Annotated in this window: 30 protein-coding genes; 12 read left to right on the top strand and 18 right to left on the bottom strand. The window is 67.1% G+C overall.

Going from position 1 to position 26,883, the window contains the following annotated elements; genetic code table 11:
• Window positions 1-46: 46 nt before the first annotated feature.
• Both B8W69_RS22470 and B8W69_RS22465 read left to right on the top strand, forming a co-directional pair.
• Window positions 47-1,621, top strand: coding sequence for a pyruvate, phosphate dikinase (locus tag B8W69_RS22470; protein WP_085291971.1), 1,575 nt, complete (start codon window positions 47-49; stop codon window positions 1,619-1,621).
• Window positions 1,618-2,232 carry a MarR family transcriptional regulator gene (locus B8W69_RS22465; RefSeq protein ID WP_085291970.1) on the top strand — a complete coding sequence of 205 codons (615 nt, stop codon included), beginning with the start codon at window positions 1,618-1,620 and terminating at the stop codon, window positions 2,230-2,232. The genes B8W69_RS22470 and B8W69_RS22465 overlap by 4 nt, the downstream gene beginning before the upstream one ends.
• Before the next feature lie 14 nt (window positions 2,233-2,246).
• Here B8W69_RS22465 and B8W69_RS22460 read toward each other — a convergent pair whose 3' ends face one another.
• The 3 genes from B8W69_RS22460 to B8W69_RS22450 form a co-directional block, all read right to left on the bottom strand.
• The gene (locus B8W69_RS22460; RefSeq protein WP_245843340.1) at window positions 2,247-3,488 is read right to left on the bottom strand and encodes a WS/DGAT domain-containing protein; all 1,242 of its coding nucleotides are present in this window, start codon (window positions 3,486-3,488) and stop codon (window positions 2,247-2,249) included.
• Between the two features lie 16 nt (window positions 3,489-3,504).
• Entirely contained in the window at window positions 3,505-4,413 is a 909-nt protein-coding gene (locus B8W69_RS22455; RefSeq protein ID WP_085292016.1) for an alpha/beta fold hydrolase, read from the bottom strand.
• 108 nt (window positions 4,414-4,521) lie between these two features.
• Window positions 4,522-4,998, bottom strand: a complete 477-nt coding sequence (locus B8W69_RS22450; RefSeq protein ID WP_085291968.1) for a VOC family protein — start codon at window positions 4,996-4,998, stop codon at window positions 4,522-4,524.
• Window positions 4,999-5,120: 122 nt separating this feature from the next.
• On the opposite strand from B8W69_RS22450, the gene B8W69_RS22445 reads away from it, so the two are divergent.
• Window positions 5,121-5,984, top strand: a complete 864-nt coding sequence (locus B8W69_RS22445) for an alpha/beta fold hydrolase (protein WP_085291967.1) — start codon at window positions 5,121-5,123, stop codon at window positions 5,982-5,984.
• Window positions 5,985-5,997: 13 nt separating this feature from the next.
• Here B8W69_RS22445 and gnd read toward each other — a convergent pair whose 3' ends face one another.
• Together gnd and B8W69_RS22435 are read right to left on the bottom strand one after the other, a co-directional pair.
• The gene (gene gnd, locus B8W69_RS22440; RefSeq protein ID WP_085291966.1) at window positions 5,998-7,020 is read right to left on the bottom strand and encodes a phosphogluconate dehydrogenase (NAD(+)-dependent, decarboxylating); all 1,023 of its coding nucleotides are present in this window, start codon (window positions 7,018-7,020) and stop codon (window positions 5,998-6,000) included.
• 14 nt (window positions 7,021-7,034) lie between these two features.
• Entirely contained in the window at window positions 7,035-8,444 is a 1,410-nt protein-coding gene (locus B8W69_RS22435) for a glucose-6-phosphate dehydrogenase (RefSeq protein WP_085291965.1), read from the bottom strand.
• Window positions 8,445-8,562: 118 nt separating this feature from the next.
• On the opposite strand from B8W69_RS22435, the gene B8W69_RS22430 reads away from it, so the two are divergent.
• Window positions 8,563-9,396: an adenylate/guanylate cyclase domain-containing protein gene (locus B8W69_RS22430; protein WP_085291964.1), complete on the top strand. Its 834-nt coding sequence runs from the start codon at window positions 8,563-8,565 to the stop codon at window positions 9,394-9,396.
• Here B8W69_RS22430 and B8W69_RS22425 read toward each other — a convergent pair.
• Entirely contained in the window at window positions 9,348-9,557 is a 210-nt protein-coding gene (locus tag B8W69_RS22425) for a hypothetical protein (protein WP_085291963.1), read from the bottom strand. The two genes, B8W69_RS22430 and B8W69_RS22425, sit on opposite strands and share 49 nt — an antisense overlap.
• Window positions 9,558-9,712: 155 nt before the next feature.
• On the opposite strand from B8W69_RS22425, the gene B8W69_RS22420 reads away from it, so the two are divergent.
• A complete protein-coding gene (locus B8W69_RS22420; RefSeq protein WP_085292015.1) occupies window positions 9,713-10,393 on the top strand; it encodes a guanylate cyclase in 681 nt (226 codons plus the stop codon).
• A 7-nt stretch (window positions 10,394-10,400) separates the two neighbouring features.
• Here the strand turns inward: B8W69_RS22420 and B8W69_RS22415 are convergent, their stop codons facing one another.
• The 6 genes from B8W69_RS22415 to B8W69_RS22390 form a co-directional block, all read right to left on the bottom strand.
• Window positions 10,401-10,724, bottom strand: coding sequence for a putative quinol monooxygenase (locus B8W69_RS22415; RefSeq protein ID WP_085291962.1), 324 nt, complete (start codon window positions 10,722-10,724; stop codon window positions 10,401-10,403).
• A gap of 361 nt (window positions 10,725-11,085) precedes the next feature.
• Complete coding sequence (locus B8W69_RS22410; RefSeq protein ID WP_085291961.1) at window positions 11,086-11,580, bottom strand: glycoside hydrolase; 495 nt, start codon at window positions 11,578-11,580, stop codon at window positions 11,086-11,088.
• A gap of 331 nt (window positions 11,581-11,911) precedes the next feature.
• Window positions 11,912-12,289: an Mtp family mycobacterial-type pilin gene (locus tag B8W69_RS31080; RefSeq protein WP_085291960.1), complete on the bottom strand. Its 378-nt coding sequence runs from the start codon at window positions 12,287-12,289 to the stop codon at window positions 11,912-11,914.
• A gap of 63 nt (window positions 12,290-12,352) precedes the next feature.
• Complete coding sequence (locus tag B8W69_RS22400) at window positions 12,353-12,751, bottom strand: VOC family protein (protein ID WP_085291959.1); 399 nt, start codon at window positions 12,749-12,751, stop codon at window positions 12,353-12,355.
• A gap of 292 nt (window positions 12,752-13,043) precedes the next feature.
• Window positions 13,044-13,424, bottom strand: coding sequence for a WhiB family transcriptional regulator (locus B8W69_RS22395; protein WP_085291958.1), 381 nt, complete (start codon window positions 13,422-13,424; stop codon window positions 13,044-13,046).
• 270 nt (window positions 13,425-13,694) lie between these two features.
• Window positions 13,695-14,336: a TIGR03085 family metal-binding protein gene (locus B8W69_RS22390; RefSeq protein WP_085291957.1), complete on the bottom strand. Its 642-nt coding sequence runs from the start codon at window positions 14,334-14,336 to the stop codon at window positions 13,695-13,697.
• 200 nt (window positions 14,337-14,536) lie between these two features.
• On the opposite strand from B8W69_RS22390, the gene B8W69_RS22385 reads away from it, so the two are divergent.
• Complete coding sequence (locus tag B8W69_RS22385; RefSeq protein ID WP_085291956.1) at window positions 14,537-15,199, top strand: class I SAM-dependent methyltransferase; 663 nt, start codon at window positions 14,537-14,539, stop codon at window positions 15,197-15,199.
• A gap of 94 nt (window positions 15,200-15,293) precedes the next feature.
• Here the strand turns inward: B8W69_RS22385 and B8W69_RS22380 are convergent, their stop codons facing one another.
• Together B8W69_RS22380 and ychF are read right to left on the bottom strand one after the other, a co-directional pair.
• On the bottom strand, window positions 15,294-15,752 hold the full coding sequence (locus B8W69_RS22380) for an SRPBCC domain-containing protein (RefSeq protein WP_245843337.1): 459 nt from the start codon (window positions 15,750-15,752) through the stop codon (window positions 15,294-15,296).
• Between the two features lie 59 nt (window positions 15,753-15,811).
• Window positions 15,812-16,912, bottom strand: coding sequence for a redox-regulated ATPase YchF (ychF, locus tag B8W69_RS22375; protein ID WP_085291954.1), 1,101 nt, complete (start codon window positions 16,910-16,912; stop codon window positions 15,812-15,814).
• 142 nt (window positions 16,913-17,054) lie between these two features.
• Here ychF and B8W69_RS22370 point away from each other — a divergent pair, with 142 nt between their 5' ends.
• The gene (locus B8W69_RS22370) at window positions 17,055-18,266 is read left to right on the top strand and encodes a DUF6542 domain-containing protein (protein ID WP_181447462.1); all 1,212 of its coding nucleotides are present in this window, start codon (window positions 17,055-17,057) and stop codon (window positions 18,264-18,266) included.
• A 20-nt stretch (window positions 18,267-18,286) separates the two neighbouring features.
• Here B8W69_RS22370 and B8W69_RS22365 read toward each other — a convergent pair whose 3' ends face one another.
• Window positions 18,287-19,297 carry a 4-hydroxy-3-methylbut-2-enyl diphosphate reductase gene (locus B8W69_RS22365; protein WP_085291953.1) on the bottom strand — a complete coding sequence of 337 codons (1,011 nt, stop codon included), beginning with the start codon at window positions 19,295-19,297 and terminating at the stop codon, window positions 18,287-18,289.
• A gap of 89 nt (window positions 19,298-19,386) precedes the next feature.
• On the opposite strand from B8W69_RS22365, the gene B8W69_RS22360 reads away from it, so the two are divergent.
• The 4 genes from B8W69_RS22360 (at window position 19,387) to B8W69_RS22345 (ending at window position 22,648) form a co-directional block, all read left to right on the top strand.
• Window positions 19,387-19,986: a lipid droplet-associated protein gene (locus tag B8W69_RS22360; RefSeq protein ID WP_085291952.1), complete on the top strand. Its 600-nt coding sequence runs from the start codon at window positions 19,387-19,389 to the stop codon at window positions 19,984-19,986.
• Window positions 19,983-21,227 (top strand): exodeoxyribonuclease VII large subunit, encoded by a 1,245-nt coding sequence (xseA, locus tag B8W69_RS22355; protein ID WP_085291951.1) that lies wholly within the window; start codon window positions 19,983-19,985, stop codon window positions 21,225-21,227. The genes B8W69_RS22360 and xseA overlap by 4 nt, the downstream gene beginning before the upstream one ends.
• The gene (locus tag B8W69_RS22350; protein WP_085291950.1) at window positions 21,217-21,486 is read left to right on the top strand and encodes an exodeoxyribonuclease VII small subunit; all 270 of its coding nucleotides are present in this window, start codon (window positions 21,217-21,219) and stop codon (window positions 21,484-21,486) included. The genes xseA and B8W69_RS22350 overlap by 11 nt, the downstream gene beginning before the upstream one ends.
• A gap of 61 nt (window positions 21,487-21,547) precedes the next feature.
• Window positions 21,548-22,648 carry a 3-beta-hydroxysteroid dehydrogenase gene (locus B8W69_RS22345; protein ID WP_085291949.1) on the top strand — a complete coding sequence of 367 codons (1,101 nt, stop codon included), beginning with the start codon at window positions 21,548-21,550 and terminating at the stop codon, window positions 22,646-22,648.
• Here the strand turns inward: B8W69_RS22345 and B8W69_RS22340 are convergent.
• From B8W69_RS22340 to B8W69_RS22330, 3 genes are read right to left on the bottom strand one after another with little or no spacing between them, the layout of a single operon-like run.
• Window positions 22,645-24,189 carry a carboxylesterase/lipase family protein gene (locus tag B8W69_RS22340; protein ID WP_085291948.1) on the bottom strand — a complete coding sequence of 515 codons (1,545 nt, stop codon included), beginning with the start codon at window positions 24,187-24,189 and terminating at the stop codon, window positions 22,645-22,647. The two genes, B8W69_RS22345 and B8W69_RS22340, sit on opposite strands and share 4 nt — an antisense overlap.
• Before the next feature lie 25 nt (window positions 24,190-24,214).
• The gene (locus B8W69_RS22335) at window positions 24,215-25,012 is read right to left on the bottom strand and encodes a dienelactone hydrolase family protein (RefSeq protein ID WP_085291947.1); all 798 of its coding nucleotides are present in this window, start codon (window positions 25,010-25,012) and stop codon (window positions 24,215-24,217) included.
• Between the two features lie 32 nt (window positions 25,013-25,044).
• A complete protein-coding gene (locus B8W69_RS22330; protein WP_085291946.1) occupies window positions 25,045-25,743 on the bottom strand; it encodes a DUF4245 domain-containing protein in 699 nt (232 codons plus the stop codon).
• Between the two features lie 54 nt (window positions 25,744-25,797).
• On the opposite strand from B8W69_RS22330, the gene glpX reads away from it, so the two are divergent.
• The gene (gene glpX / locus B8W69_RS22325) at window positions 25,798-26,877 is read left to right on the top strand and encodes a class II fructose-bisphosphatase (protein WP_085291945.1); all 1,080 of its coding nucleotides are present in this window, start codon (window positions 25,798-25,800) and stop codon (window positions 26,875-26,877) included.
• Window positions 26,878-26,883: the final 6 nt, after the last annotated feature.

Here is a 26,883-nt window from a genome sequence, read left to right as displayed (position 1 = left end):
CCGCAAAGCGTCAAGCGGCCGTGGGTCTGCGCCTACCGAGCACTCCGTGGTGTTGCTGGACGGCACATCGAGCCACCCGCGGGAGCTGCTGGGCAATAAGGGTCACGGCATCGAGGCGATGCGCCGGCACAACCTGCCGGTGCCGCCGGCGTTCTGCATCACCACCGCGGTGGGCCTGCGGTATCTCGCCGACCCCGCGGCAACCATGGACGCCGTCTGGGACGATGTGCTCGACCGGATGCGCTGGCTGGAGGCGCAGACCTCGCGCACGTTCGGCCAGGGCCCTCATCCCCTGTTGGTCAGCGTGCGCTCCGGAGCCACCCGGTCCATGCCGGGCATGATGGACACCATCCTGGACCTCGGCATCAACGAGGACGTCGAGCAGGCGCTGGCGGCGACCGGTGACCAAGCGTTCGCCCGAGACACGCGCCGGCGGTTTTCGGACATGTATCTGCGCATCGTCGGCGGCGCCGAGCACGTGCCCTCCGACCCGTACGCGCAGTTGCGCGCCGGCATCGAGGCGGTATTCGCCTCGTGGAATTCGCCCCGCGCGATCGCCTATCGCGCCCACTACGGAATCGACGATCAGCACGGCACCGCCGTGGTCGTGCAGGCGATGGTATTCGGCAACCACGGCCCCAATTCCGGTGCTGGAGCGTTCTTTTCCCGCAATCCGATCACCGGCGACAACGAACCGTTCGGCGAATGGCTGCCCGGCGGCCAGGGCGACGACGTGGTGTCGGGATCGGTCGACGTCGAACCGATCGTCGCGCTGCGTGACGAACAGCCCGCCGTCTACGACGAACTGATCGGTGCCGCCCGCACCTTGGAACGGCTGGACTCCGACATCCAGGAGATCGAATTCACCGTCGAGGACGGCAAGCTGTGGCTGTTGCAGACGCGGGCGGCGGAACGGTCGGCGCAGGCGGCCGTGCGCACGGCACTGCAGCTGCGGCACGAGGGACTCATCGATGACGCGGAGACATTGCGCCGGGTGACCCCGGCGCACGTCCAGACCCTGCTGCAACCGGCGTTGCAGCCCGAAATACGTTTGGCGGCACCGCTATTGGCCAAGGGCCTACCGGCGTGCCCGGGCGTGGCGTCGGGCAAGGCGTACACCGACGTCGACGAGGCGCTGCGCGCCGTCGATCGCGGCGAGCGGGTGATCCTGGTGCGCGATCACACCAGGCCCGAAGACGTGTCGGGCATGCTGGCCGCGCAGGGCATCGTCACCGAGGTCGGCGGCGCCTCCAGCCATGCGGCGGTGGTCAGCCGCGAACTGGGCCGGGTGGCGGTGGTGGGCTGCGGCCACGGGGTCGCGGCAGCGCTGGCCGGCAAGCACATCACCGTCGACGGCGCCGAAGGCGAAGTGCGCGAAGGCAATCTGAGCCTATCCGCGTGGTCGGAAGACGACACGCCGGAACTGCGTGAACTGGCCGACATTGCACGGCGGATCAGCCCGCTGCGCGCCCACGCCGCGGGCGACCACGTGCGACTGGACGACAGCTCCGAGGCCGCGGTGCGCGCCGCCCTGGACAGCGGGCAGGCCGACGTGGTGTCGGCGACGCCGTTGACCGTGATGCTGACCGCGCTGCGCCTGACACCGGGGTCCGCATCGTGACCGAATTGGCTGTGCTGCAGGGGGTTCGGCTCAAGGGACGGGTGAGTCGCGCCGACCTCGCCGCGACGCTGGATGCGGACCTTGCCGACATCACCCCCGTTGTCGAGCGGTTGACCGCGGCGGGCCTGCTGACCGAAGGCGCGACGTTGCGGATCACCCTCAGCGGGACAGACAGGCTTGCGGCGCTGCTCGCCGAGGAACGCAAGGGCATCGATCCAAAAGCGATGGCGGCCGCCTACGACGACTTCCGCGCCGTCAACGCCGACTTCAAGCGTCTTGTGACGGATTGGCAGCTCAAGGGCGGGCCGGACGGCGTCCCCAACGCCCACGACGACGCCGCCTACGACGCCGCGGTGCTGGCCCGCCTCGACGACGTGCACGCCCGCACGATGCCGATCATTGAGGCCGCCGCGGCACAACTGCCGCGGCTGAGCGCCTACGCGGCCAAACTGGTTGCGGCACTGAACAAGGTCAAGGCCGGAGAGACCACCTGGCTGACCCGGCCGTTAATCGACTCCTACCACACAGTGTGGTTCGAGCTACACGAAGAGCTGATCGTCGCCGCCGGCCTGACCCGCGAAGAGGCGGCCAGATCCGGCGACGCGCAATAGTTACAGCGCAATAGCTAGAGCGCCGCATCGAGCAGCGCCAGGTAGGCGTCGACGTCGGGCACGGCCGAGGCCGCCGCGTGCACGCTGATCGCGATGGTGTCGCCGATGCCGTGCACGCCGTGCGTCAGCCCCATCATCGGCGACAGCGCCGGATACCCCGACGTCAGCACCACCGGCGCGCCGCCGAAGCTAAGATCGGCGGCCCCGCGGTTGACGCTGGACACCACGGTGTTGCCGGACACCTGCGTCGCGCGCTCCTCGACATCGAATTGCCCTATGCCCCAACGCAGCAACCCGGCCGGCACCGCCGCGAACGCGCGGTCGGCGGCCCGGGTGGCCGGGTGCTCGAAGCGGCGCCGGCCGTTGGCCAGGTCGGCCGCGATCCGCTCGGCGCGCGCGTCCGGCCCGAGCCTCGGGTAGAGCCCCACGACGATGTTGCCGAAGTGGTTGTGCGCCCGTGCCGCACCGGACTTGGCCATAGGAACCTCCGCACCCAGCGAATCGCATTGCCCATCAAGCAGATTGGACAGGGCCTGCGATACCGCGCTCAGCACGCCGATGGTGATCGTGGGGCCGGGCAGCTGCGAACGGTGTCGCACCAACGTCCGCACCGCGCGGGCGCCCTCGGGACGCGCATTCGTCGGCAGCAGCGGACGCGACCCCGCGCCGGGGGCCAGCAGGCCCGCGCGGATGTCGCGCTCCAGCCGGCGATGGGCGCGTGCCGCCTGGACGGCTCGCCAGGGCAGGAAGCCCGGCCGCGGCCTGGGCACCTCCGGAACCCGGTCCGGCCGGCCGAACAGCCACGCCGCCATCGCCGCGGAGCGGGCGCCGTCGGCCAGCGCATGCGCGACCTGCAACACCGCCACGGCGCCGGATCCGGTGACGCCGGGAATGCCGCGCACCGGGGTGAAGACGTGCAGCCGCCAGGCCATTCGCCGGACGTCCAGCTGGTCCTCGGCGAGGCCGGCGACGGCCGCCAGGGCGCCGTCCCAGTTCTGCTCGGCGAGGTCGTGGTGGACCACCTGCTCGGGCGTGGCGGCCACCGGCACCCACCGCGGGTAGCGCCATCGGCCTCGGTCCCGCACCCGCATCGTCAGCGCGGGCTCGGCGTTGGCCCGCAAGCAGAGTTGGTCGACGGCACGCGCGTAGTCGGCGGGCTCACCGTCGAACGCGTAGAGCAGGAACTCGTCGCTGGGGATCTTGGCCGACATCCAGTAGAACTGCGCGTCGACGGCAGCCATCCGGTGCCCCGACACGGCCCGAGCCATGGTGTCAGCCCGGTGAGCCGATGAACCCGAGCACCAGGTCGGCGACCTTGTCGGGCTGCTCGAGTTGCAGGAAATGGCCGGCGTGTTCGACGATGCCGACCTCGCTGCCCGCGGGCAGCACCTTTTCGGCCCACCGCGCGAAAGCCGGTGTCATGCAACCGTCGTCGCGACCGTGCAGGTACAGGCACGGCAGCACGGGTTCTTCGGTCCACAACCGGTTCAAGGCGGCGTACCGCGCCGACGGCCGGGTGTTGCGAATGGTGGCGCGGTAGGGACCCAGCGCCGCGCGCCAGCTTTCCGGCGCCCCGATCGCCGCGTCGACGTGACGCAAGTCCTCGTCGGCGCGATAACCGGGCGACCATCGGCGCCACAGCAGTGGCAACACCCAGGACGCGGAACGTTCAGGCAGCCAAGGCAATTGGAAGTACATGATGTACCAGCTGCGGAAGACCTGGCGCGCCAGATGGGCCACCAGCCGGCCCCGCTCGGCCGCGCCACCGCCGCGCCGGCGGAATGCCGCCGACGGCGGCACCGACATGATCACCGCCTTGGTGAACGGACTGTCGGGCATGGCGGCCAGGCCGGTGCCGGCGATCGCGCCCCAGTCGTGGCCGATGACCACGTCGTTCTCGGTGCCGCCCGCGGCCGTGCGCACCCGCAGGGCGTCGTCCATCAGCGCGCCCACCTGATAGCTGCCGTCGACCGGGATCGACGACGGCGCGTATCCGCGCATGAAGGGCGCGATCACCCGCCACCCCGCCTCGGCCAGCCGGGGGGCGACCTTGCGCCAGCCGTAGGGGGTGTCGGGGAAGCCGTGCAGGCACAGCGCGATGGGACCGTCGTCTGGCCCCCAGGTGAGGGCCTTGAGATCCCCCGCAGGGCCGGTCACGTCGATCCAGCCTGGTTCCGCCATGTTCACTCCCTGCTCGACGTCTCCGCAGGGATCAACCTAACCTGTGCGGCCGCGCGACACACCGACCCTGGTCGACAGAGGGTCAAACCGTCGCTGTACCAGAAGTTTTCACCGTTGCAGCGCGGCGGCTCGTTCCAACTCGGCGACGATGATCTTGCGCATGCCATACATCGCGTTGGTGGCCGCCGCCGCCCGCGCGCGGTCGGGGTCGCCGATCAGTTCGTAGAGCCGATCCGGGACGATTTGCCAGCTCATCCCGAAGCGGTCTTTGAGCCAGCCGCATTGCGATTCCTCGCCGCCGTCGCTCAGCCGGTCCCAGTAGTAGTCCACCTCGTCCTGGTCCTTGCAGTGGATCGTGAACGAGACCGCCTCGGTGAACCGGAAGTGCGGACCGCCGTTGATCCCGATGAACCGGGTGCCGTCCAGCACGAAGCTGCCGGACAGGACCGTGCCCGGCTCCCCCGGTCCGGCGTCGGTGGTCTCGTTGAAGCCCTCGATGTGCGACTTGGGGAACACCGAGGTGTAGAACTTGGCGGCCTCCTCCAGGTTGTCGTCGAACCACAACGACGGGGTGATCGATGGCATGTCCGGGGCCTCCTTGACGGCTCGTTGGTCTCTGCCCTTGATAGACCCCGCCGGCGACGAAAATTCACCGCCTCGTCCACCCGCGCAACAGTGCTTAACCGGCCTATGTAACGTCAGGTCGCATGAGTACCGTCAGCAGCAGTCCCGAGACGATTGAGTTTGCCGGCGTCGACGGGATCACCCTGGTCGCCGACGAATGGAATCGCGGCTCCGACGGGGCCGGGCGACCGAGCATCCTGATGTTGCACGGTGGCGGCCAGAACCGGTTTTCCTGGAAAAACACCGGCCAGACGCTGGCCGACGAGGGACTGCACGTGGTGGCGCTGGATTCCCGCGGACACGGGGACAGCGCACGCTCCCCCGACGCCGACTACGAGATCGAGACGCTCACCGGCGACGTCTTGCGGGTGCTGGACGCGATCGGCCGGCCGGTGACGATCATCGGGGCCAGCATGGGCGGGCTGACCGGCATCCTCGCCGCTCACCGGGCCGGTCCCGCGCAGGTCACGCGGTTGGTGCTCGTCGACGTGGTGCCCCGATTCGAAAAGGGCGGCAGCGCCCGCATCCGCGACTTCATGTTCAGCGGCCTCGACGGTTTCGACTCGCTGGAGCAGGCCGCCGACGCCGTCGCCGCCTACCTGCCCTACCGGAGCAAGCCGCGCAGCCCCGAGGGGTTGAAGAAGAACCTGCGCCTGCGCGACGGCCGCTGGTATTGGCACTGGGATCCCGCCTTCATGACCAAGCCCGGCGACGATCCCGAACTGCGCACCGAAAGCTTCGAGCAGGCCGCCAAGAACCTGACGATCCCCGTCCTGCTGATCCGCGGCAAGCTGTCCGACGTGGTGAGCCCCGAGGGCGTTCGGCACTTCCTGGCCACCGTGCCGCGCGCCGAGTTCGTCGAGCTGTCCAACGCCGGGCACACCGCGGCCGGCGACGACAACGACGCGTTCAGCGACGCGGTGGTGGCGTTCGTCAACCGCCGTTGACCGGTCGGCGAGGCTAGTTCGCCGGCTTCTCCGCGTGCCCGCCGAATTGCTTGCGCATCGCCGAGAGCGCTTTGTTGGCGAAGTCGTCGAGCTGGCGCGAGGCGAACCGGGACTGCAGCGCGGTGGTCAGCACCGGCGAGGGCACGCCCTCCTCGATCGCGGCGATGGAGGTCCAGCGCCCCTCCCCGGAGTCGGAGACCCGGCCGGAGAACTCCTTGAGGTCGGGCGAGTCGTGCAGCGCGATCGCGGTCAGGTCCAGCAGCCAGGAACCGATGACGCTGCCACGCCGCCACACCTCGGCCACCTCGGGGATGTCGAAGTCGTACTGGTAGAACTCCGGGTTCGACAGCGGCGCCGTTTCGGCGTCACCCTCCTGCACGTGCTTGCCGATGTCGGCGTTGCGCAAGATGTTCAGCCCCTCGGCGAGCGAGGCCATCATGCCGTACTCGATTCCGTTGTGCACCATCTTCACGAAGTGCCCGGCACCGGCCGGCCCGCAGTGCAAGTACCCCTTCTCCGCCTGCCCGACCTCGCCGTCCCGGCCGGGTGTGCGCGGCGCGGCGTCGACGCCCGGTGCGACGCTGGCGAAGATGGGCTCGGCGTGCGAGAAGGCCTCGTCGTCGCCGCCGACCATCAGGCAGTAGCCGCGTTCCCGGCCCCACACCCCGCCGCTTGTTCCGCAGTCCAGGAAGTGAATTCCCCTCTCTGACAGTGTCTTCGCGTGGCGAATGTCGTCGCGGTAGTAGGAGTTGCCGCCGTCGATGACGATGTCTCCGGAGTCGAGTGTCTTGGCCAGTTCGTCGATCACACCCGTGGTGATCGTCCCGGCCGGGACCATGACCCAGACCAGCCGCGGGGCCGTCAGCTTCTCGGCGAGCTCCTGCAGCGAGGACACCCCGGTGATCTTGTCCTCCCCCGCCATCGCCTTGACCGCGTCGGGGTTGTGGTCGTAGACAACGCACTCGTGTCCGTCTGTGACCACGCGGCGGACGATGTTCGCGCCCATCCTGCCGAGGCCGATCATCCCAAGCTGCATCGTGGGTGTCTCCTTTACTGTTGGGTGGGCTTGCTACGCGGCAGCCACGGTTCTTGCCAGCTGTGGTGACCTCGCAGCAGCGCCTGTGCGGCCTCGGGTCCCCACGAGTCCTGGTCGTAATGGTGGATGCGGCCCGGCTTGTCCAGCACGGGCTGCACGATTCGCCATGTCTCTTCGATGGCATCTTCGCGGGCGAACAACTGGCGATCTCCGTTGAACGCGGCGTAGAGCAACCGCTCGTAGGGCCGCACGGGTTCGCCGAGATCCTCGGCGAACGACGAGTCCAGGTGAACGTCGTGCCACGAATCGCCGGCCTGGGCGGACAACTGCAGCCGCATCCCGGGATCGGGGTCGATGCGCAGCACGATCTGGTTGCACTCGGGCGGCCGGCGGTTGGGCAGGAACGAGAACCCGGGAACGTGATGCAGGAACATCCTGACCTCGGTCACCTTCTCCGGCAACGCTTTTCCGGCGCGCAGGAAGATCGGCACCCCGGCCCAGCGCCAGTTGTCGATCTCGGTGCGCAACGCGATGTAGGTTTCGGTCGTGGAATCCTCTGCCACACCGGCGACGTCGGTATAGCCACGGTACTGCCCGCGAACGCAACGCTCCGGATCAAGCGCCGGCATCGCCCGGAACACCTCGGCCTTCTTGTCGTTCAGGTCGTCGGCGCTCCCCCCGACCGGGGGTTCCATGGCGACCAGGGCGAGCACCTGCAGGAGGTGGTTTTGCACCACGTCACGCAGGGCGCCCACCGCGTCGTAGAACTTGCCGCGGTCCTCGATGCCGAAGTCCTCGGCCATGGTGATGTGAATTTCGGAGATGCTGTCGCGGTCCCACAGCTTGGCCAGGCCGTTGTTGGCGAACCGCAGGTATTGCAGTTCTTCGACCGGCTGCTTGCCCAAAAAGTGGTCCACGCGCAGGATTTGGTCTTCGTCGAGCACCGCGCGCAGCCGCTCGTTGAGATCACGCGCCGAGTCCAGGTCGTGGCCGAACGGCTTTTCCACCGCCACCCTGGCCCGCTCCAGGAGGTCGGCCTTCGCCAGGTTTTCCACGATCGGCGCGAACAGGGATGGCGGCATTTCGAGGTAGTAGAGCGGATGGGAGTCCGAGGGGATCTTCTTGGCGAGCTGCGTGTAGAGGGCGGCGTCGGTGACGTCGCCGTGCAGATAGGACAGCCGGTCCGCCAGCCGGTCGAACACGGCCTGGTCGAACGTCTCCCCCGAAGCCTTTATGGCGTCGCGCGCCCGATCCTGCAACTGCTCGATGGTGATGTCGTCACTGGCCACACCCACGATCGGGTGGTTCAGCATGTCACGACGCTCGAGCCGGTACAACGCCCGGAACGTCATCTTGCGCGCCAAATCACCAGTGATTCCGAAGATCACCAGCAGGTCAGATGGGTTAGTGTCGTCCTCGGCCAAAACCGCTCCTCCCGAAAGTCACCCGATCGGCTCCCTTGAGATCACTACCCGCGGCCGGCGGAGTCAACACTAGACACTGCAGATAGGGCCGACAACCTGAGTGGACCGCATTGAAAGGATGACCGCCATGGCTGACGCGCTGCACGTCACGGTCTACCTCCTGGCCGGGATTGCCGCGATCGAGGGTGTCGCGCTGATCGTGCTCTGGCGGTTGCTGGTGCACAGTCAGGTGGAGCTCGACGAGCTGCGCCAGCGGACCGACGCCCGCAATCAGCTGCTGTCGGGCGGTCGCGAGGCCGTCAAAAGGGTGTGGAACACCGCCAACCTGATGCGCAAAGAGGGCTTCGGGGCGGCGATGCGCAGCAGCATCGAGGACCTCGCGGACTGGGCCGAAGTCGAGCGACCCGACCTTGCCCGCGTCACCCCGGACGGCCGGGTGGTGATCTTGTTCTCCGACATCGAGGAATCAACCGCACTCAACGAGCGGATCGGCGACCGGGCGTGGGTCAAGCTGATCAGCTCGCACGACAAGCTGGTCTCGGATCTGGTGCAGCAACGGTCCGGTCATGTGGTGAAGAGCCAGGGCGACGGATTCATGATCGCGTTCGCGCGCGCCGAGCAGGCGGTCCTGTGCGGTCTCGACCTGCAGCGCGCGTTGCGCAGGGAGGCAAACCGCAAGCGGCACGAGGAAATTCGCGTCCGGATCGGCATCCACATGGGCCGTTCGGTGCGCCGCGGCGATGACCTGTTCGGCCGCAACGTCGCAATGGCGGCGCGGGTTGCCGCGCAAGCGGTCGGTGGTCAGATTCTGGTGAGTCAGCCGGTGCGAGACGCGCTTTCCGATTCTGACGGCATCCGGTTCGACGACGGACGCAATGTGGAGCTGAAGGGCTTTTCGGGCACCTACCGCCTATTCGCCGTCGAGTCTCCGTCCGACTCCGAGCCGGACTGAACGCCGTCCCCGTTGTATTCGGCCAACCGCTGATGCAGACGGTCGCGGACCTCGTCGGCTGTGTATGCGCGCCGCTTGCGTTGGTCGCGGATGACCAGTGCGCCCCCGGCGACGACACCGGCGGCACCGGCCAATCCCAGCCACTTCCACACATTGCGCATGACACCAGGCTATGCGCAGCCGGGTCGCTATGGCCCGGTTGTGATTGACTTGTGTGCCCGCAACGTTCGGCAACGCATCGCGCGTGCCGTACCGGCGGGGTCATATTGGCGACGACAGCCGCGAAAGTCGCGGCGGCGGACGGGCTTACACGAAGATGCTCACTTTGAACCAAGCGCTCGAACAGACCCGCACCGGCGACCTTTGGTTATTTCGCGGCGGTTCAGGACCCGACCGCGCCATCCAGACGCTGACAAACAGCCCGGTGAACCACGTCGGGATGACGGTGGCCATTGACGACCTGCCGCCATTGATCTGGCACGCCGAACTCGGTGACAAGCTCATCGACCTGTGGACCGGGACGAATCATCGTGGCGTGCAACTCAACGACCTTGCGCAGTCGGTGCGGCAGTGGTCGCAGCGCTACCACCAGCGGTGCTGGCTACGCCAGCTGATTCCGCCGGCCGACCGGGAGCAAGAGAACACGCTGCTGCGCGTGATCGCCCGGATGGACGGGACCGCCTTTCCCACCACCATGCGGCTGACCGGCCGGTGGCTGCGCGGCCGGCTGCCGAACGCCTACGACTGGGCGCGCGGAATCCCCCTCGTGGACAAGAAGATTCGCGAATCGACGCAGCGACGCAAGGAGCGCCAAAGGCTCGGCCTGGAGGCGGCCTACTGCGCGGAGACGGTGGCGATCACCTACGAGGAAATGGGGTTGCTCACCACCGAGAAGTACTCCAACTACTTCGATCCCGGCTCATTCTGGAGCGGTGACAGGCTTCCGCTCACACCGGGCTACGCCCTGGGCGAGGAAATCGAGATCGCGGTCGGCTAGTCGAGGACTACTCGACCGCCATCTCGCCCATCTCCGACCATCCCGTGGCATCGATGGTCTGGTTGATGATCTTGGGAGTCGACGTCAGCGCCTGCGGGGCCTCTTGGATGAAGCGCTTGAAATGGTCGCTGTTGACGTGGACTCCGCCCGCCTCATCGTCGCGGAAGGCCTCCACCAAGACGTACTCCGCGGGGTTGTCCAGACTGCGCGACCAGTCGAACCAGAGATTGCCTTCTTCGGCCCGAGTCGCCGCGGTGAACGACGCGACGAATTCGGGCCAGCGGTCGGTCCACTCGGGTCTGGTCTCGAACTTGACGACGATGAAAATCATTGCGGCCCCGCCTCGGTTCGCTGTTCCGGTTACGTCCGCCCGGTCTCCGCGGGCAGCGCCAGCCTATCCGCCCGTGGGTGGCGCTACGCCGGCGTCCGGCCCCCGAACGCCCACGTAGTTTGCTTGGGTAATGGCTAGAGCAAAGTGTGCTCACGCGTCACACATGACACATGAGCACACTGTTGCCGCAGACTGACCTTCGCCGTTAGTGGCGTAGCTCACAAATCAACCCTTAACGGCAGCATTTCACTATTGCGCGGAGCGACCGGATCGATGATGCAACACTAACCATTATGGGCGCCGATTTTGCGCTCCATTTGTTATTAATTCGCAATTCCCCGGGCACCGGATAAAAAGTAAATCAGGGACCCGGCGGAGCCGGCGCCGGTGGCGCGGGAGCGTCGATCAAAACGGCCGGCGGCGGCGGAGCGTCCGGCGCGGGAGGCGGCGGAGCGAACAGCGGCGGCGGCGCGCCACCATCGTCTGGTGGCATCGGGAGGAACATGTGGTGGGTGAATCCGGCCTGGTAGGCACCCGGACCACCGACGTGCACGCCGCCACGCTCACCGCTGGACACGGACGTTCCATCCGGCAGCGTCACCGCGGTGTGGCCACCGTTCCAGCCGATGACCAACGCGTTGGGGGCGGTTCCATATTGGAAGCCGCGCGCCAGCAATGCACCCTCTTCGTTTCCGGTGTTGAATCGATTTCCGAAAACGGGCCTATCGGTTGCCGCATTCGCGATCCACGATGCGAGTCCCGAACAATCGGTCCCGGCGGGCGAATCTCCACCCGGAATATAAGGCGTGCCGGAGACCTGACCGATCAACGACATCAATGTTGCAATAACGACCATGGGCAGGGAGGCTAGCAATAACATTTATTGCGAACCAAAATTTGTGGCGCAGGTCATTCGCTATGCGGACAATGACGTGCGCCGCAGCTACAGCAAACTTATTACACATCGGTATATTTTGCGCAGCAAAATATACGGGCTTGCGCGTTGTGGAACCCGTGGCTTCCCGACGACGCTTCCCTGCCGTCACCGACTAAGAGGTATCGCAGCCTCGTTCGCTTAGCGCCGTCTCACGGTCGATGTCGGCCTGCTCTCGCTTTGCGCTGCCCACCTGTCCATTCGACCCGCGAGGGGCCGCTCGTCCGGAGCCAACCGCTGACAATAGGTCCGATCAGATGGGCGTCCATATCCCGTTGTTCCAGATTCCCCAATTGCCGGCGCCGGTGGGGTTCCACATCATTTGCGCCCCTGGCGCCCAGGCCGGTTGAGGTGGCGGCGGCGGCGCCCAAGCCGGCGGCGGTCCCCAGGGTCCCCATCCCGCCGGGCCGGTCGGGCCTCCCGGGTGTTGCCAGTCGTGGCAGTGATTCCAATCCCAGTCCGCCACGTTGCCCCAAGCGGGGTTCCATGGATTGCCCGGGCACCAATGACCGATGGGTGCCGGGGGCGGGGCCGCCTTCGCGACGCCGCCAAAAGCCAAAGCCGACAGCGCCCACGCGCCACCCACCACGACGCTCGCAGTCCGCCGCACCGCGCACCTTACAGTCGCCATCTCCTAAGAATTTCCCTCGGCGAGGATCCGGGCAACTGGTAATCCGAATTCGTAAGTCCCGGCTCACACCCCGAACTTGGCTCGAGCCTCCTCGGTCACCGGAGTGAACAGGTTGACCAGGTTTCCGTCCGGATCCCGGAACACAAACGCGCGGTTTCCCCAGGGCATCGTCGTTGGCGTCGTGACGACTTCGGCCACCTGCTCGCGAAGCCGCTCGTAGTCGGCGTCCACGTCCTCGACGATGAACTCCAGGATTGCGCTGCGGTTGGCCGCGGGTTCGGCGGACCCGGCTCCGAACAGCGGGACGGTCTTGTCGCTGCCGATGGCCAGCGTGCCGATCGGCGTCGGGATCTCGGCGAACAGTTCGTTGCCCCAGACCGCGGGGCCGCCGGTGATCATCTCGTAGAAGTCGACGAGCCGTTTGACGTCGGCCGTGATGATTCGGGTCGAAATGAACTTCATGCGGTCCCTCCAGGTCACACGGTGCGTATCTGAGCACCGAATGCTAGATGCCGCCTCCGACAATCCCCGCGTTCGGCCCGAGGGATTTTCCTCGCCAGCCATGCGGCGCCAAGCACCGCCTTCGCCAGGTCCGGCCGACTCCTGACGAAAGCACGATCGCTCGATAGAAGGGTCAAAGTTGGCGAGGCGTAGGAAATTTCGGGACCCACGCCAACTCCCACCTTTTGTCCGACAGCTCATCCGGTATCGACAGATTTACCGGTATTGACGCCGCAGGTTGACCTGCAAAAACTTAGCCTTTTGCCTTCAGCGGCGCGCCCAGCCGCTGACCGACGGAGCCGGCGTTGCGCTTGTCGAAAAACTCCGTCCACGAGGCGACCCCGGGATTCTGCTTAAGCAGAGCTCTGCGCTGGCGCTCGGTCATGCCGCCCCATACGCCGAACTCGACCTTATTGTCGAGCGCCTCCGCGCCGCACTCTCTCATCACAGGGCAGCGACGGCAGATGACCGTAGCCTCACGTTGTTTGGCACCGCGCACAAAAAGTGCGTCCGGATCTGTTCCCCGACACAGCGCCTGTGAGACCCAGGCGCGATCGTCCTGGGCTGCGGCGCCCGGCGTGGTCTTTACGAGCGCAAGATTTGTGGGCCGCGCGGCCCGTCTCTCTCCTGACAACGAGCTATTCCTTCGTCCCGGCCGCAAAGTGTTGCGACCGCCTCACACCTGATGCTGGGATGTTTGCCACATCGGCCCGTACGTGTGACTTGACCCACTGTGCCCAAGTTATGCGAATCGGTATCGATTGCGCAAGCATTTTCTGGCACGATCGTACCTTTTTTGGGCTCCGCTACGGGTCGCCCTAGACGTTGAACCGGAATTCCACCACGTCGCCGTCGGCTTTGCCGTCGAATCCTCGCCTGGCGGTCGACACCTTCCTTACATGCCTTACATTCCGAATCGCGCGCACAGGACAGCTTTGACGGCCCCAGCCGGCCCACACAGGTCGACTCGCGCCGCATGCTGCCGACCGAAGAGATACAGCAGCAGCTCGCCCGGCAGTCCGACGAGGCGTGCCGTGGGTTCCCCGCGCCGCGCCGTTACGACATTTGCCGTCCCAGCCCACTGCAGCTCAAGGCCAGTGCCGCGCAGGCGCCGAGAGAGAAACCATGGCGCCCGACTGAGGTTGCGCCACAGAGCCGCATCCATTGCCGGTGAGTTTGCCCGAGGGTCACAACCGTTAGCTCTGCGCACGTCCTCGTGGTGCACAAAGAACTCGTTGAGGTTGGCTAACTGCCGTACCCAATTGATGCGGAAGAAGCCTGGTGGCGGCCCCGATCGAATCGTTTCAACTAGCCAGGAGAAGTCCCTGCACGCAAGTGCATTTGTTCGCCGTTCAGCGAAGCGGCCCCACGGACCGGGGATGACGAGCCCCGGTGCCGCGACGAAGTCGTGCTCTCGGAGCACGAGGTGCGAAGCCAGGTCTCGCGTCGTCCATGGGTCGAGGAGGGTCGGTGCGTCTGAACCGAGTTCATTGAGCAGATCGGCCAGTTGTCTTCGCTCGACGGCGTCGAAGGGCTCGGCGGCCATTGTCGCCGGAGCATACCGCCAGCCAGAAGGCAGGGGTCTGGTTCTGCAGCGTTCGGACGCTCAACCCTGCGGGGCCGCCCCTCGACGATCATCGGATTCCGCGACTGGGGGGGCTTACTTCTTGGAGGTAGACATTGACCCGAACCGGAACTCCACCACGTCGCCGTCGGCCTGTGTATCCAATAAGTCGTGCCGCACCAGTGTCTGTGCTCTACGGTCGTCGAATGGGGGTCCGCGACGCAGTCATGGCGGGTGTTGCCAAGCAGCTTGGTCATCCACGTGGTCTGCGCGGGCGGGTGGTTGGTGCGGCGCTCAATCGTGGCAACCGGCGCTTCATGCGCGCCGCCGCGCGGGCGCTGCAGCCTGATGAAGCGTGGGCGGTGGCCGATGTCGGTTTCGGTGGAGGGGCGGGCCTGAAATTCCTGCTTGACAGTGTCGGTCCGGCGGGCAGAGTCCATGGTGTCGAGGTGTCGGAGACGATGCTCAGCCAGGCCGCAGGGCGCTACCGACGCGACATCGCAACCGGGCGGCTGTCTTTGCATTCCGGGTCCATGACGCAGCTGCCTTTTCCCGATGGGGCATTGGACGGCGCCATCACCGTCAACACGATCTACTTCGTCGCGGAGCTCGACGGAGCATTCAGAGAACTTGCCAGGGTGCTGAACAGGCGGGGTCGGCTCGTCGTCGGGCTGGCCGACCCGGAGGTGATGGCCAAGCTGCCGTTCACCGGACACGGCTTTCGCCTCCGCCCGGTGCCGGACGTGATCGACACATTGCGTAGCACCGGCCTTACCGTCGAACACCGTCAGATCAGCGAGGACGCCGACGCACCGCACCTGTTAATCGCCCACGCCCCTGGGTAGAACAGCGCAACGAGCACGAGGCTGTGTTTCGGAAAAAAACGCCCTACTGCTTCGTCTTAGATGCTTGTCCGAACCGGACTCCACCACGTCACCGTCAGTCGGCGCCGGGCCGACTCCCTCGTTCAGCCATGTAGACCGCAAGGTTGGCGAGCGACGAGGTCATTCCCTCCTCGTGGTCCTCTGCCGAGATCCCGGGTGGCACGTTGTCGGCACGCATATCAACTCGTGTCCCACCGTCCGTCGCCGCCACCGACCACGTCATGGTCATTGTTCCTCTGAATGAAGGGTCGTCCGATCTGAAGTCGATGGCTTGAACGACGCGTTCATCGGGTGCGACGTCGATGAAGCGGCCCTCGGTCACATCAGAATTCTGATCGGATTTGCCGCCCGCTGCCGGTGCCCGGTCGTACGTCAAGACCATTCGATACGACCCGCCGGCGTGACCATCGAAATAGTCGAATCGCCCCGTCATCCCCGAAGGGGGCAGCCATCGGACAAGTGCTTCTGGATCAACAAGTGCAGCAAAGACAGCCGCAAGCGGAGCTTGAATCACCCTCGACGCCGTATCCGTCCGTCCCATGCCGCCGCCCCCATCGTCGATGCCTCGTGAGACTACCGCCCGGCCGCCTTACCACCTGACGTTGTTTGGAACCGGAACTCCACCACGTCGCCGTCGGCCATCACGTAGTCCTTGCCCTCCATGCGAACCTTGCCGGCCGCCTTGGCCGCCGCCATCGACCCAGCGCCGATCAGGTCGTCGTAGGAGACGATCTCGGCCTTGATGAAGCCCCTCTCGAAGTCGGTGTGGATCACCCCGGCGGCCTTCGGCGCGGTGTCGCCCTGGTGAATCACCCACGCGCGCGCCTCTTTTGGGCCCGCCGTCAGATAGGTCTGCAGCTTGAGGGTGTGAAAACCCGCCCGCGCCAACGCATCTAGTCCACGCTCGGTCTGCCCGATCGACTCCAGTAGCTCGGCCGCCGACTCGTCGTCCAGCTCCTGCAGCTCGGCCTCGATCTTCGCGTCGAGGAACACCGCGTCGGCGGGGGCGACCATCGCGCACAGCTCGGCCTTGCGGGCGTCGTCGGTCAGCACGGACTCGTCGGCGTTGAACACGTACAGAAACGGCTTGGTGGTCATCAGGTTAAGCTCGCGCAGCAGTGAGGTGTCGACACCGGCGGCAAACAGCGTCTTGCCCGAGTTCAGCACGGCCTCCGCGGCCACGGCAGCCTCGTGCACCGGCTTGCGGTCCTTGTTGTTGCGGGCCTCCTTCTCCAGCCGAGGGACGGCCTTCTCCAGCGTCTGCATGTCGGCGAGGATCAGCTCGGTCTCGATCACCTCGATGTCGGAGGCCGGATCGACTTTGCCGTCGACGTGCACGACGTCGTCGTCGGCAAAGACCCGCACCACCTGACAGATCGCGTCACATTCGCGGATGTTGGCCAGGAACTTGTTGCCCAGCCCGGCACCCTCGGACGCGCCCTTCACGATCCCGGCGATGTCGACGAACGTGACCGGCGCCGGCACGATCTTTTCGGAGTCGAACATCTCGGCCAGCTTGTCCAGCCGCGGATCCGGCAGTGGGACGACGCCCTCGTTGGGCTCGATCGTCGCGAACGGATAGTTGGCCGCCACCACGTTGTTCCGGGTCAACGCGTTGAACAAGGTCGACTTGCCGACGTTGGGCAAACCCACTATTCCCAGGCTCAGGCTCACGGGGAACCAAGTCTAGGGGTGTGGGCGGCGACGGGCGTCGGGGACCGTTGATCACCTCCGATACTGCACGCCGGGATGGCACGCGCAGGATCGCAACGAGGTATTTACGGGCCTTTCGGCCCATTCCCGGTACGGTCTACATGTGTCAGCACAGCGGGCAAGTTCGACGGTGGAGGGTGCTCACCGTTCGATCCACCCAAATATCCCAGGTGTCCCCTGGTACGCAGCCCTGCTTATCGCCGTCACAGCGACCGCCATCGGCTACGGAATCGACGCTGGTCACAAGGAACTGACCCACGTCTTCGCCGGCTTCTATATAGCCGGCTGCGTGGCGGCGGTGCTGGCGGTGCGCCAGGACGGCATCTTCACCACGATCATCCAGCCGCCCCTGATCCTGTTCGGCGCGGTCCCCGGCGCCTATTGGCTGTTCCACGACGCCAAGGTCGGCCGCCTCAAGGACCTGCTGATCAACTGCGGCTACCCGCTGATCGAGCGGTTCCCGCTGATGCTGGGCACCGCCGGCGGCGTGCTGGCGATCGGGCTGGCCCGCTGGTACTTCGGTAACGCCTACAAGACAAGCGCTACGGCGAACGCCTCCGAGGAGGCTGCCGGGGCCGCGAGCGTCCACGTCAAGTCCTTCTTCAACAGCATCGTCGCCAAAGCGCACTCGGTGCTGGAGTCCGGTGCCGACGCGGACGAGGCCGACGACACTACCGATTCCCGTCGCGCGCGCAGGTCGGGCTCGTCGTCGAGGACCCGCCGCACGACCCGGACCACCCGCTCCTCCACCCGGTCGGCGCGTACCCGCTCCCGGCATTCACGCGAGCCGCTGGACGACGGGTCGGAACCGGTCGAGCGGCCCGAACGCCCGAGACGCAGCAGCACGCGCCGCAGCGCAGCGTCGGCTCGCGACTATGACGCCGCCGACCCGGCCCGGCGGCCACGACGCCGGCCGCGGCCGGACGCCGATGCCGATCCGCGTGGCCAATCGCCCCGGGAAGCGCGTCGCGAACCGCGGACCCGCCGCAATCCCTACGAGCGGCCCACCCCACGGAGCAGCCGTTTCGACGGCTTCGAGTCCTACGGCGACCGGTATGACCCGCCGAGCGGCCCCACTTCCGCGAGCCGGTATGACAGCCGCGAGCCGTACGAGCCTTCGTATGAACCGAGGCGCCGGCGGCCCCCGTCGAACGGTTCCAGCGGGACGCATCACCCCATCTCGCAGGTGCGCTCCCGCGGCGCCGGTTCACAAGACCCGCCGCGCGAGCCGCACACCGAGCGCCGCAGCCGCTCGCGGACACCGGGACACTCGCACGGACGGTCGCCGGCGGAATCCTGGGAGTACGACGTCTAGCGGTCTGAGCGCTGCGCGCCTCAGCGACCTGACCGGATCTCGCGCGGCAGCGCGAACACCAGGGTCTCCTGCGCGGTCGTGACCGGCTGCACCACGTCGTAGCCGCACTCGGCCAGCCGTGCCAGGACGCCTTCCACCAGGACTTCCGGAACCGACGCCCCCGAGGTGACGCCCACCGTGGTGACGCCTTCCAGCCACGCCGGGTCGATGTCGTCGGCCCAATCGACCAGGTGCGCCGCGACCGCGCCGCCGCCCAGCGCCACCTCGACCAGCCGAACCGAATTCGACGAATTGCGGGACCCGACGACGATCACCAGCTCGCACTCCGGGGCCATCGCCTTGACCGCGACCTGCCGGTTCTGGGTCGCGTAGCAGATGTCGTCGCTTGGCGGATCCTGCAGCTTCGGAAACCGCAACCGCAGCCGCTCGACGATCTCCATGGTCTCGTCGACCGACAATGTGGTCTGCGAGAGCCACACCACCTTGTTCTCGTCGCGCACCGTCACGTTGTCCACGGCGGCGACCCCGTCGACCAGCTGCACGTGGTCGGGCGCCTCCCCGGCGGTCCCGACGACCTCCTCGTGGCCCTCGTGGCCGATGAGCAGGATGTCGTAGTCGTTGCGGGCGAATCGCCTGGCCTCGTTGTGCACCTTGGTCACCAGGGGGCAGGTGGCGTCGATGGTGCGCAGGTTACGGTCGGCGGCCGCGGCGTGCACCGTGGGCGCGACGCCGTGGGCGGAGAACACCACGATGGCGCCTTCGGGAACCTCGTCAGTCTCCTCGACGAACACCGCGCCGGCCTTTTCCAGGGTGGTGACGACGTGCCGGTTGTGCACGATCTCGTGACGCACGTAGACCGGTGGGCCGTGCTTTTCCAGCGCGCGTTCCACGGTCTCCACGGCCCTGTCCACACCCGCGCAATACCCGCGCGGTTCGGCCAGGAGCACTCGCTTACGGGCTGGGTCGCTGGCTACCGATCGCGCTGGTCCTCCCACACGGCCGGGAATCCCCATGTCGATAGTCGGCGGCATGTCGTCCAGGGTACTTACTGCCGACACGGGCTTGCCAGCTCGCGCCGGTGGGCTTGGAGTTAGCCGCCGCTTAGGGCAATCTTGGACCCATGGGCACTGCACCGTATGGCGTTCGGCTGCTGGTCGGCGCGGCGACAGTCGCTGTCGAGGAGACCATCAGGCTGCCGAAAACCATCCTGATGTACCCGATGACGCTGGCCAGCCAGGCTGCACACATCGTGATGCGCTTCCAGCAGAACCTCGCCGAGCTGGCGATCAAGGGCGACAGCACCCTCGAATCGATCTTCCCGCCCCGGGACGAGAAACCGGAGTGGGCGACCTTCGACGAGGACCTGAACGACGCGATCGACGGCGGCTTCAGCCCGGTGCAGGACGGCGGTGAGGGCGAGCGCCGGGCCGAGGGCCGGTTCGCGCTGTACTCGGTGGCCGACGCGCACGAAGATGCCAGCGCCCTGACCAAGCCCGCCCGGCAATCCAAGAAGCCGGCCGCCGACGCCTCGGTTCCGCAACCGGCGGTGGTCACCGAGCTGGACTATTCGGCGCTGACGCTGGCGCAGCTGCGGGCCCGCCTGCAATCGCTGAACGTGGACGAACTCGAAGCCCTGCTGGCCTACGAGCAGGCCACCAAGGGCCGCGCACCGTTCCAGACGCTGCTCGCCAACAGGATCACCCGCGCGAACGCGAAGTGACCCCGGCCGTTACCTCCGAACCGAATTCCGCCGAGAACCCCTTTCCGGTGCGCGCGGTGGCCATCCGGGTCGCCGGCTGGATCGACAAGCTGGGCACCGTCTGGGTCGAGGGCCAGCTCGCCCAGATCTCGATGCGACAAGACTCCAAAACCGTGTTCATGGTGCTGCGTGACCCGGCCGCCGACATGTCCCTGAGCGTGACGTGTCCGCGCGACCTGGTGCTGAACGCGCCGGTGAAGCTGGCCGAAGGCACGCAGGTGGTGGTGCGCGGCAAGCCGTCCTTTTACACGGGCCGAGGCACATTCTCGTTGCGGCTCACCGAGATTCGGGCGGTCGGGGTAGGCGAGCTGCTGGCCCGCATCGAGCGGCTGCGCCGGCTGCTGGACGCCGAGGGGCTTTTCGATCCTCGGCTCAAGCGTCCAATCCCCTTCTTGCCCAACGTGATCGGCTTGATCACCGGCCGGGCCAGCGCCGCCGAACGAGACGTGACAACCGTGGCGGCCGCACGCTGGCCCGGGGTGCGCTTCGCGGTGCGCAACACCGCGGTGCAGGGACCCAACGCGGTCGCCCAAATCGTCGAGGCGCTGGGCGAACTCGATCGCGACGCCGAGGTGGACGTCATCGTGCTGGCCCGCGGCGGCGGCAGCGTGGAGGACCTGCTGCCGTTCTCCGACGAGACGCTGTGTCGCGCCATCGCGGCCTGCCGCACCCCGGTGATCAGTGCGGTCGGCCACGAGCCCGACAATCCGCTGTGCGACCTGGTCGCCGATCTGCGTGCGGCCACTCCCACCGACGCGGCGAAGAAGGTGGTGCCCGATACCGCCGCCGAGCAGCGGCTGATCGACGACCTGCGCCGGCGCAGCGCGCAGGCGCTACGCAACTGGGTGTCCCGCGAGCAACGGGCGCTGGCCCAGATACGCAGCCGCCCGGTGCTGGCCGAGCCGCTGGCGGCGCTGACCGCGCGCGCTGAGGAGGTACACCGCGCCCGATCGGCGATTCGCCGCGACATCACCCGGCTTGCCGCCACCGAGAGCGAGCGTGTCGGCCACCTGAGCGCGCGGCTGGCGACGCTGGGGCCGGCGGCCACGCTGGCCCGCGGTTACGCCGTCGTGCAGGCCATCGGGCCGACGAACCGGGTGCTCCGCTCGGTCGATGACGCGCCGGCGGGCACCCGGCTGCGGGTGCGGGTGGCCGACGGCGCCGTCGCCGCGGTGAGCGAGGGACGGACCGATGGCGCGTAAAAACGACGGCGGAGACGACGCCGCGACCCCGGAAGAGGGCGAATCCATTACACCTATTAGTCACCTGGCCTATGAAGCGTGCCGCGACGAATTGGTCGAAGTCGTCCGCGTGCTGGAGCAAGGCGGTTTGGACCTGGATGAGTCGCTGAAATTATGGGAAAGAGGCGAACAACTGGCTAAACGCTGCGAAGAGCACTTAGCTGGCGCTCGGAAGAGGATAGAAGATGCGCTCGCGGCGGGCGATGCCGAGGACTCCTGAATTCGGGGATATTGGAGGGCTTTGGTGAAGGCTTTTTTCCAAACTGGAACACGTTTCAGTTATGCTCTCAGCCATGGGTGATGCATCACTGACGGCCGAACTCGGCCGCGTCCTGGTCACCGGGGGGTCCGGATTCGTCGGCGCCAACCTGGTGACCACCTTGCTCGACCGCGGGCATCAGGTCCGCTCCTTCGACCGTGCGCCTTCACCGCTGCCCTCACACCCGCGGCTGGAGGTGCTGCAGGGCGACATCACCGACACGGCCGTGTGCGCGCAGTCGGTCGACGGCATCGACACCGTCTTCCACACCGCGGCGATCATCGACCTGATGGGCGGCGCGTCGGTCACCGACGAGTACCGGCAGCGCAGCTTCGGGGTCAACGTCGGGGGCACCGAGAACCTGGTCCGCGCCGGACAGGCCGCCGGGGTGCGGCGCTTCGTCTACACCTCGTCCAACAGCGTCGTCATGGGTGGCCAGAACATCGCCGGCGGCGACGAGACGCTGCCCTACACCAACCGATTCAACGACCTGTACACCGAGACTAAGGTGATCGCCGAGCGATTCGTCCTGGGCCAGAACGGGGTTGACGGCCTGTTGACGTGTGCGATCCGGCCCAGCGGCATCTGGGGCCGTGGCGATCAGACGATGTTCCGCAAGCTGTTCGAAAGCGTGATCGCCGGCCACGTCAAGGTGCTCATCGGACGCAAGTCGGCCCGCCTGGATAACTCCTACGTGCACAACCTGATTCACGGTTTCATCCTGGCAGCCGAGCACCTGGCGCCGGGCGGCACCGCGCCCGGCCAGGCGTACTTCATCAACGACGCCGAGCCGATCAACATGTTCGAGTTCGCCAGGCCGGTCGTCGAGGCCTGCGGCGAGAAGTGGCCGCGGGTCCGGGTGCACGGCCCCATCGTGCGCGCGGCGATGACGGGTTGGCAGCGGCTGCATTTCCGGTTCGGGATCCCGGCGCCGCTGCTCGAGCCGCTCGCCGTCGAGCGGCTGTATCTCGACAACTTCTTTTCGATCGCCAAGGCGACCCGCGACCTCGGGTACCAGCCCCTGTTCAACACCGAGCAGGCCCTGTCGGAATGCCTGTCGTACTACGTCGAGATGTTCGACCAGATGAAGCGACAAGTCCTGGCGGGCAAGGCTTCCGCCTAGCGGAAGCTCACCATCTCGCTGCCCCAGGCCGCGCGGATGTTGGCATCGACGTCGTGCGCGAGGGCGTCGCTGCGGCCGATGATCAGGCAGGAACGGTCGTCCTGGGCATACGGCGTCCATTCCGGCTCACCGGCGGGGCCCGCGGGCGTACCGTGCGCGGCGAAGTTGATCCAGCGGGCGCGCACCCTCTTGGATACCGCCTTGGCGGTTTTGCTACCGCCGAGCTTCAGGGTGGGATCCTTGGGCGCACCGAGAGTGCCCCAGACGTAAGGCAATTCGGTGGCATGCGCGGCGTTGACCATCAGCAGCTTCAGCAACGGGGTGGCGTAATCGAACCGGTACAGATAGACCGGCGCCACCCGGCTGTGGCCCTCGGCGAGCCACACCGACGGCATCCGGAAGCCGACGTCGGTCGCAATGCTCAAACTCCTTGCCTTGCGCCGCATTCGCGAATACGCCGAGCCGATGACCTCTTCGGTGGGCAACTGCAGGTCGGGTTGTTCGGCGGCGATCTGGTTGAACATCGACGTGAGCGCGCTCGGAGTGATGGGCATCAGCGGCGAGCGCATCAACCGAAACAGCGCCGCCTCATGCTTGTTGGTGCCGATGATCAGCGGGACCGGATGTGAGCGGCCCTCCTGCGCCAGCTTGACCGGGTAGTCGGTCAGCACGTCGCCGTCGACGATCGGGACGAACGCCAGCCTTCCCGGGTTACGCACCGGCACTTCGTCGAACACCTGTTGCGACGCGGCCAGGATCGCCGCCATGGGCAGGTCGACCAGCTGTTGCGATTCCGACGGGGTGATTCCCAGCCGGTCGAGGAAGGCCTGGGCTACCAGGGCGGCCCGCTCGCGGTCGTAAACCGAAGTGGCCGGGGAACTTTGCGCGATCGCCGCGCCGAACAGACCCTCGGCCGCCGGGCTGGCCAGCAGGGTGGTGACGATACCGGCCCCGGCGGACTCGCCGAACAGCGTGACCCGCCGCGGATCGCCGCCGAAGGCAGCGATGTTGTCGCGCACCCACTCCAGCGCCGCCAACACGTCGCGCAAGCCGACGTTCGAGTCGAAATTCCTACCCGGGCGATCGAACGACGACAGGTCGAGAAAGCCGAGTACGCCAAGCCGATAGTTGACGGTCACCACGACGACGTCGCCGTGGCTGACGAGCCTGCGGCCGTCGTACAGCGTCTGGCTGCTCGACCCCAGAACGTAGGCGCCGCCGTGCAGCCAGACCATCACCGGCTTGGCGTCACCGGGCCGGGTGGCAGAAGACGCCCAGACGTTGAGCCGCAAGCAGTCGTCACCCTGTGGCGCGCCCAGATCCAATGGCATGTTGGGAAATACGGGTTGCGGGCAGGCCGGCCCGAATGCGGTGGCGTCGGCGACCGCGGTGCTGCGCGGGGGCGGCTGGGGCGCCCGGAAACGCAGCTCGCCGGTGGGGGCCGCCGCGTACCGAATGCCTTTCCACGCCTTGATGTTGTCCTCTGCGATGCCCCGGACCGGGCCGTAGTTGGTTTCGACCATCAGGTCGTCGATTGCCATGCGCGTGCGAAATCTCCTGAAGAACCTAGAACAGACGTTGCGTGAGGAACGCGACCACGCGCTTGCGGGCCTCGTAGGCGGGGTGGCCGTCGACTTCGCGGACCTCGTCGGTGAGCACCGAGTGCGCCATCTTGCCTAAGCCGTGCTGATTGTTTGGGCCCGAGTCGATGTCGATCACCTCGAAGGCGTCGCCGAGGCGCTCCTTGAGCGTCGCGAACCGCTCGGCGGGCGCCGCCTTGTCCTCGCTGAAGCGCAAGCCCATGGCGCACAGGCCGTCGTTGGCGCACCGGTCGGCCACGGTGGCCAGCTCGGATTCGCTCAGGCCGGGGTCACTTCGCCGAGCGGCGCCCAGCGGGAACGGCACCGACGGCTGCGAAAGCACCGGCGCCAGCACGCTGTCGTCGACCGCGGCGGCCAGCGCGAACCCACCGGTGAAGCACTGGCCGATCACGCCGACGCCCTTGCCCGGCGTCGATGCGTTGAGATCGCGGGCCAGCGCACGCAGGAACAGCGATACCGGCCGCTGCTTGTTCAGCGCGAGTGCCGCAAATTCCCTTGCCACGCAAGCTCGCCCGAGGGAACCGACGATGTAACGGGCCGTCTTGGCCTTGCCCGGCTCGCCGAACAGTGACGGGATCGCGACGGTGAAGCCGTTGTCCACCAAGTGATTACCCAGAGCGAGCACGCCGGGATGGATCCCGGGAATCTCGGGAATCAGCACCACCCCCGGGCCACTGCCCTTGCGGTAGACGTCATGGGTGTATCCGCCACCGCTGAACGGTGCCGCCGACCATCCGGACAGATCAGCCTCTGGTGCGGTCACGTCGACAGGGTCCCTTTGCTTGCGCGGATGAGCTAGCGGCTCGGCAAAGGCGGTTGCGATTGCGTCGCCGACGCCAGCGTACGGAACTGATCGGTGTTTCCGGCGCCGGTTATCGCAATTTGGGTGACACCGCCCGGGCCGCTGAGCCGGGTCGTCCACACCGGCTCGGCGTCTGCGCCATCCTGGCCGGAACCCTGATAGACCACCCAGCTGGTTCCGGCGACGTCGACCGCGCCGGTCGGGAAGGCCGACGGATGAATCGAGTTGACGAGCTTGTCCTCGTCGGCATCGCTCTGGGTCAGGCTCAGATACATCCCGGTCGGACTGATGTAGCCGACGGCCGAGATGGGCGCGTTCACCCGCTGACCGCTCGCCGGGTCGGTCCGCCCGCCCTGGATGCCACCGCGGTGGCCGGAGTTGGCCTGCCAGCCTGCGGGCAGCCGGGGTTCGCGGATGGGAAAGCCGAGCGCCGAAGCGTCGGCACGCAGGGCCGCATCGGCGTCATAGGACGGGACGGGGCCCTCGTGGTTGCCGAGCTGAAACGAGCACATGCCCAGCATCCCGGCCAGCACGATGCACCCGATGACCAGCGGAATCAGGGACCAGAACATGTCCCGACCGTCCTGCAACAGCCGAGGTTTCGCCGGCCTCGGCGCCGGGCCTAGCTGCGGAGACGGCGCGCCGGCTACGTTCCCATCAAGCTGGGCATTCAGCGGCGGCTCCTCCGTCATCCCCCAAGTATCCCAGTTCCAGCGGACCGATCCGCTTCTGGGACAATCCCAACCATGACAGTTGAGGGCGATCGCTCGACCGCCACCACCGGCCGGGCCCCAGCGCAGGGGCGACCGCGCGGTGAGGCTCCGGACCGGAACCTGGCATTGGAACTGGTACGCGTCACCGAGGCCGGCGCCATGGCCGCAGGTCGCTGGGTCGGCCGCGGCGACAAAGAGGGCGGCGACGGGGCGGCCGTCGACGCGATGCGTGAGCTGGTCAACACGGTGTCGATGCGCGGTGTAGTCGTCATCGGCGAGGGTGAGAAGGACCACGCGCCGATGCTCTACAACGGCGAGGAGGTCGGCAACGGCGACGGCGCGGAGTGCGACTTCGCCGTCGACCCGATCGACGGCACCACGCTGATGAGCAAGGGCATGCCCAACGCCATCTCCGTGCTGGCGGTGGCCGACCGCGGGGCGATGTTCGACCCGTCCGCGGTGTTCTACATGAACAAGATCGCCGTCGGGCCGGAGGCCGCGCACGTGCTCGACATCACCGCCCCGATCGCCGAGAACATCAAGGCCGTCGCCAAGGTCAAGGCGCTGTCGGTGCGGGACATGACCGTGTGCATCCTGGACCGGCCGAGGCACGCCAAGCTGATCGAGGACGTGCGGGCCACCGGGGCCCGGATCCGGCTGATCACCGACGGCGACGTCGCCGGCGCCATCTCGGCGTGCCGCCCGCACTCGGGCACCGACATGCTGGCCGGGATCGGCGGCACGCCGGAGGGCATCATCGCCGCCGCCGCGATCCGCTGCATGGGCGGCGCCATCCAGGCGCAGCTGGCTCCCACGGACGACGAGGAACGCCAGAAGGCCGTCGACGCCGGCTATGACCTCGACCGCGTGCTGACCACCGAGGACCTGGTCTCCGGCGAGAACGTGTTCTTCTGCGCCACCGGGGTCACCAACGGCGACCTGCTCAAGGGGGTGCAGTACTACCCCGGTGGCTGCACCACGCAGTCGATCGTGATGCGGTCGAAGTCGGGAACGGTCCGGATGATCGAGGCCTACCACCGGCTTTCGAAACTCAACGAGTACTCCGCCATCGACTTCACCGGCGATACCTCCGCCGCCTATCCCCTGCCCTGACCACCG

Origin of the sequence: Mycolicibacterium vulneris, assembly GCF_002104765.1 — a bacterium.
GTDB lineage: Bacteria > Actinomycetota > Actinomycetes > Mycobacteriales > Mycobacteriaceae > Mycobacterium > Mycobacterium vulneris.
Note: the sequence above shows the minus strand (reverse complement) of the source record. Positions and strands in the feature narration are given on the sequence as shown.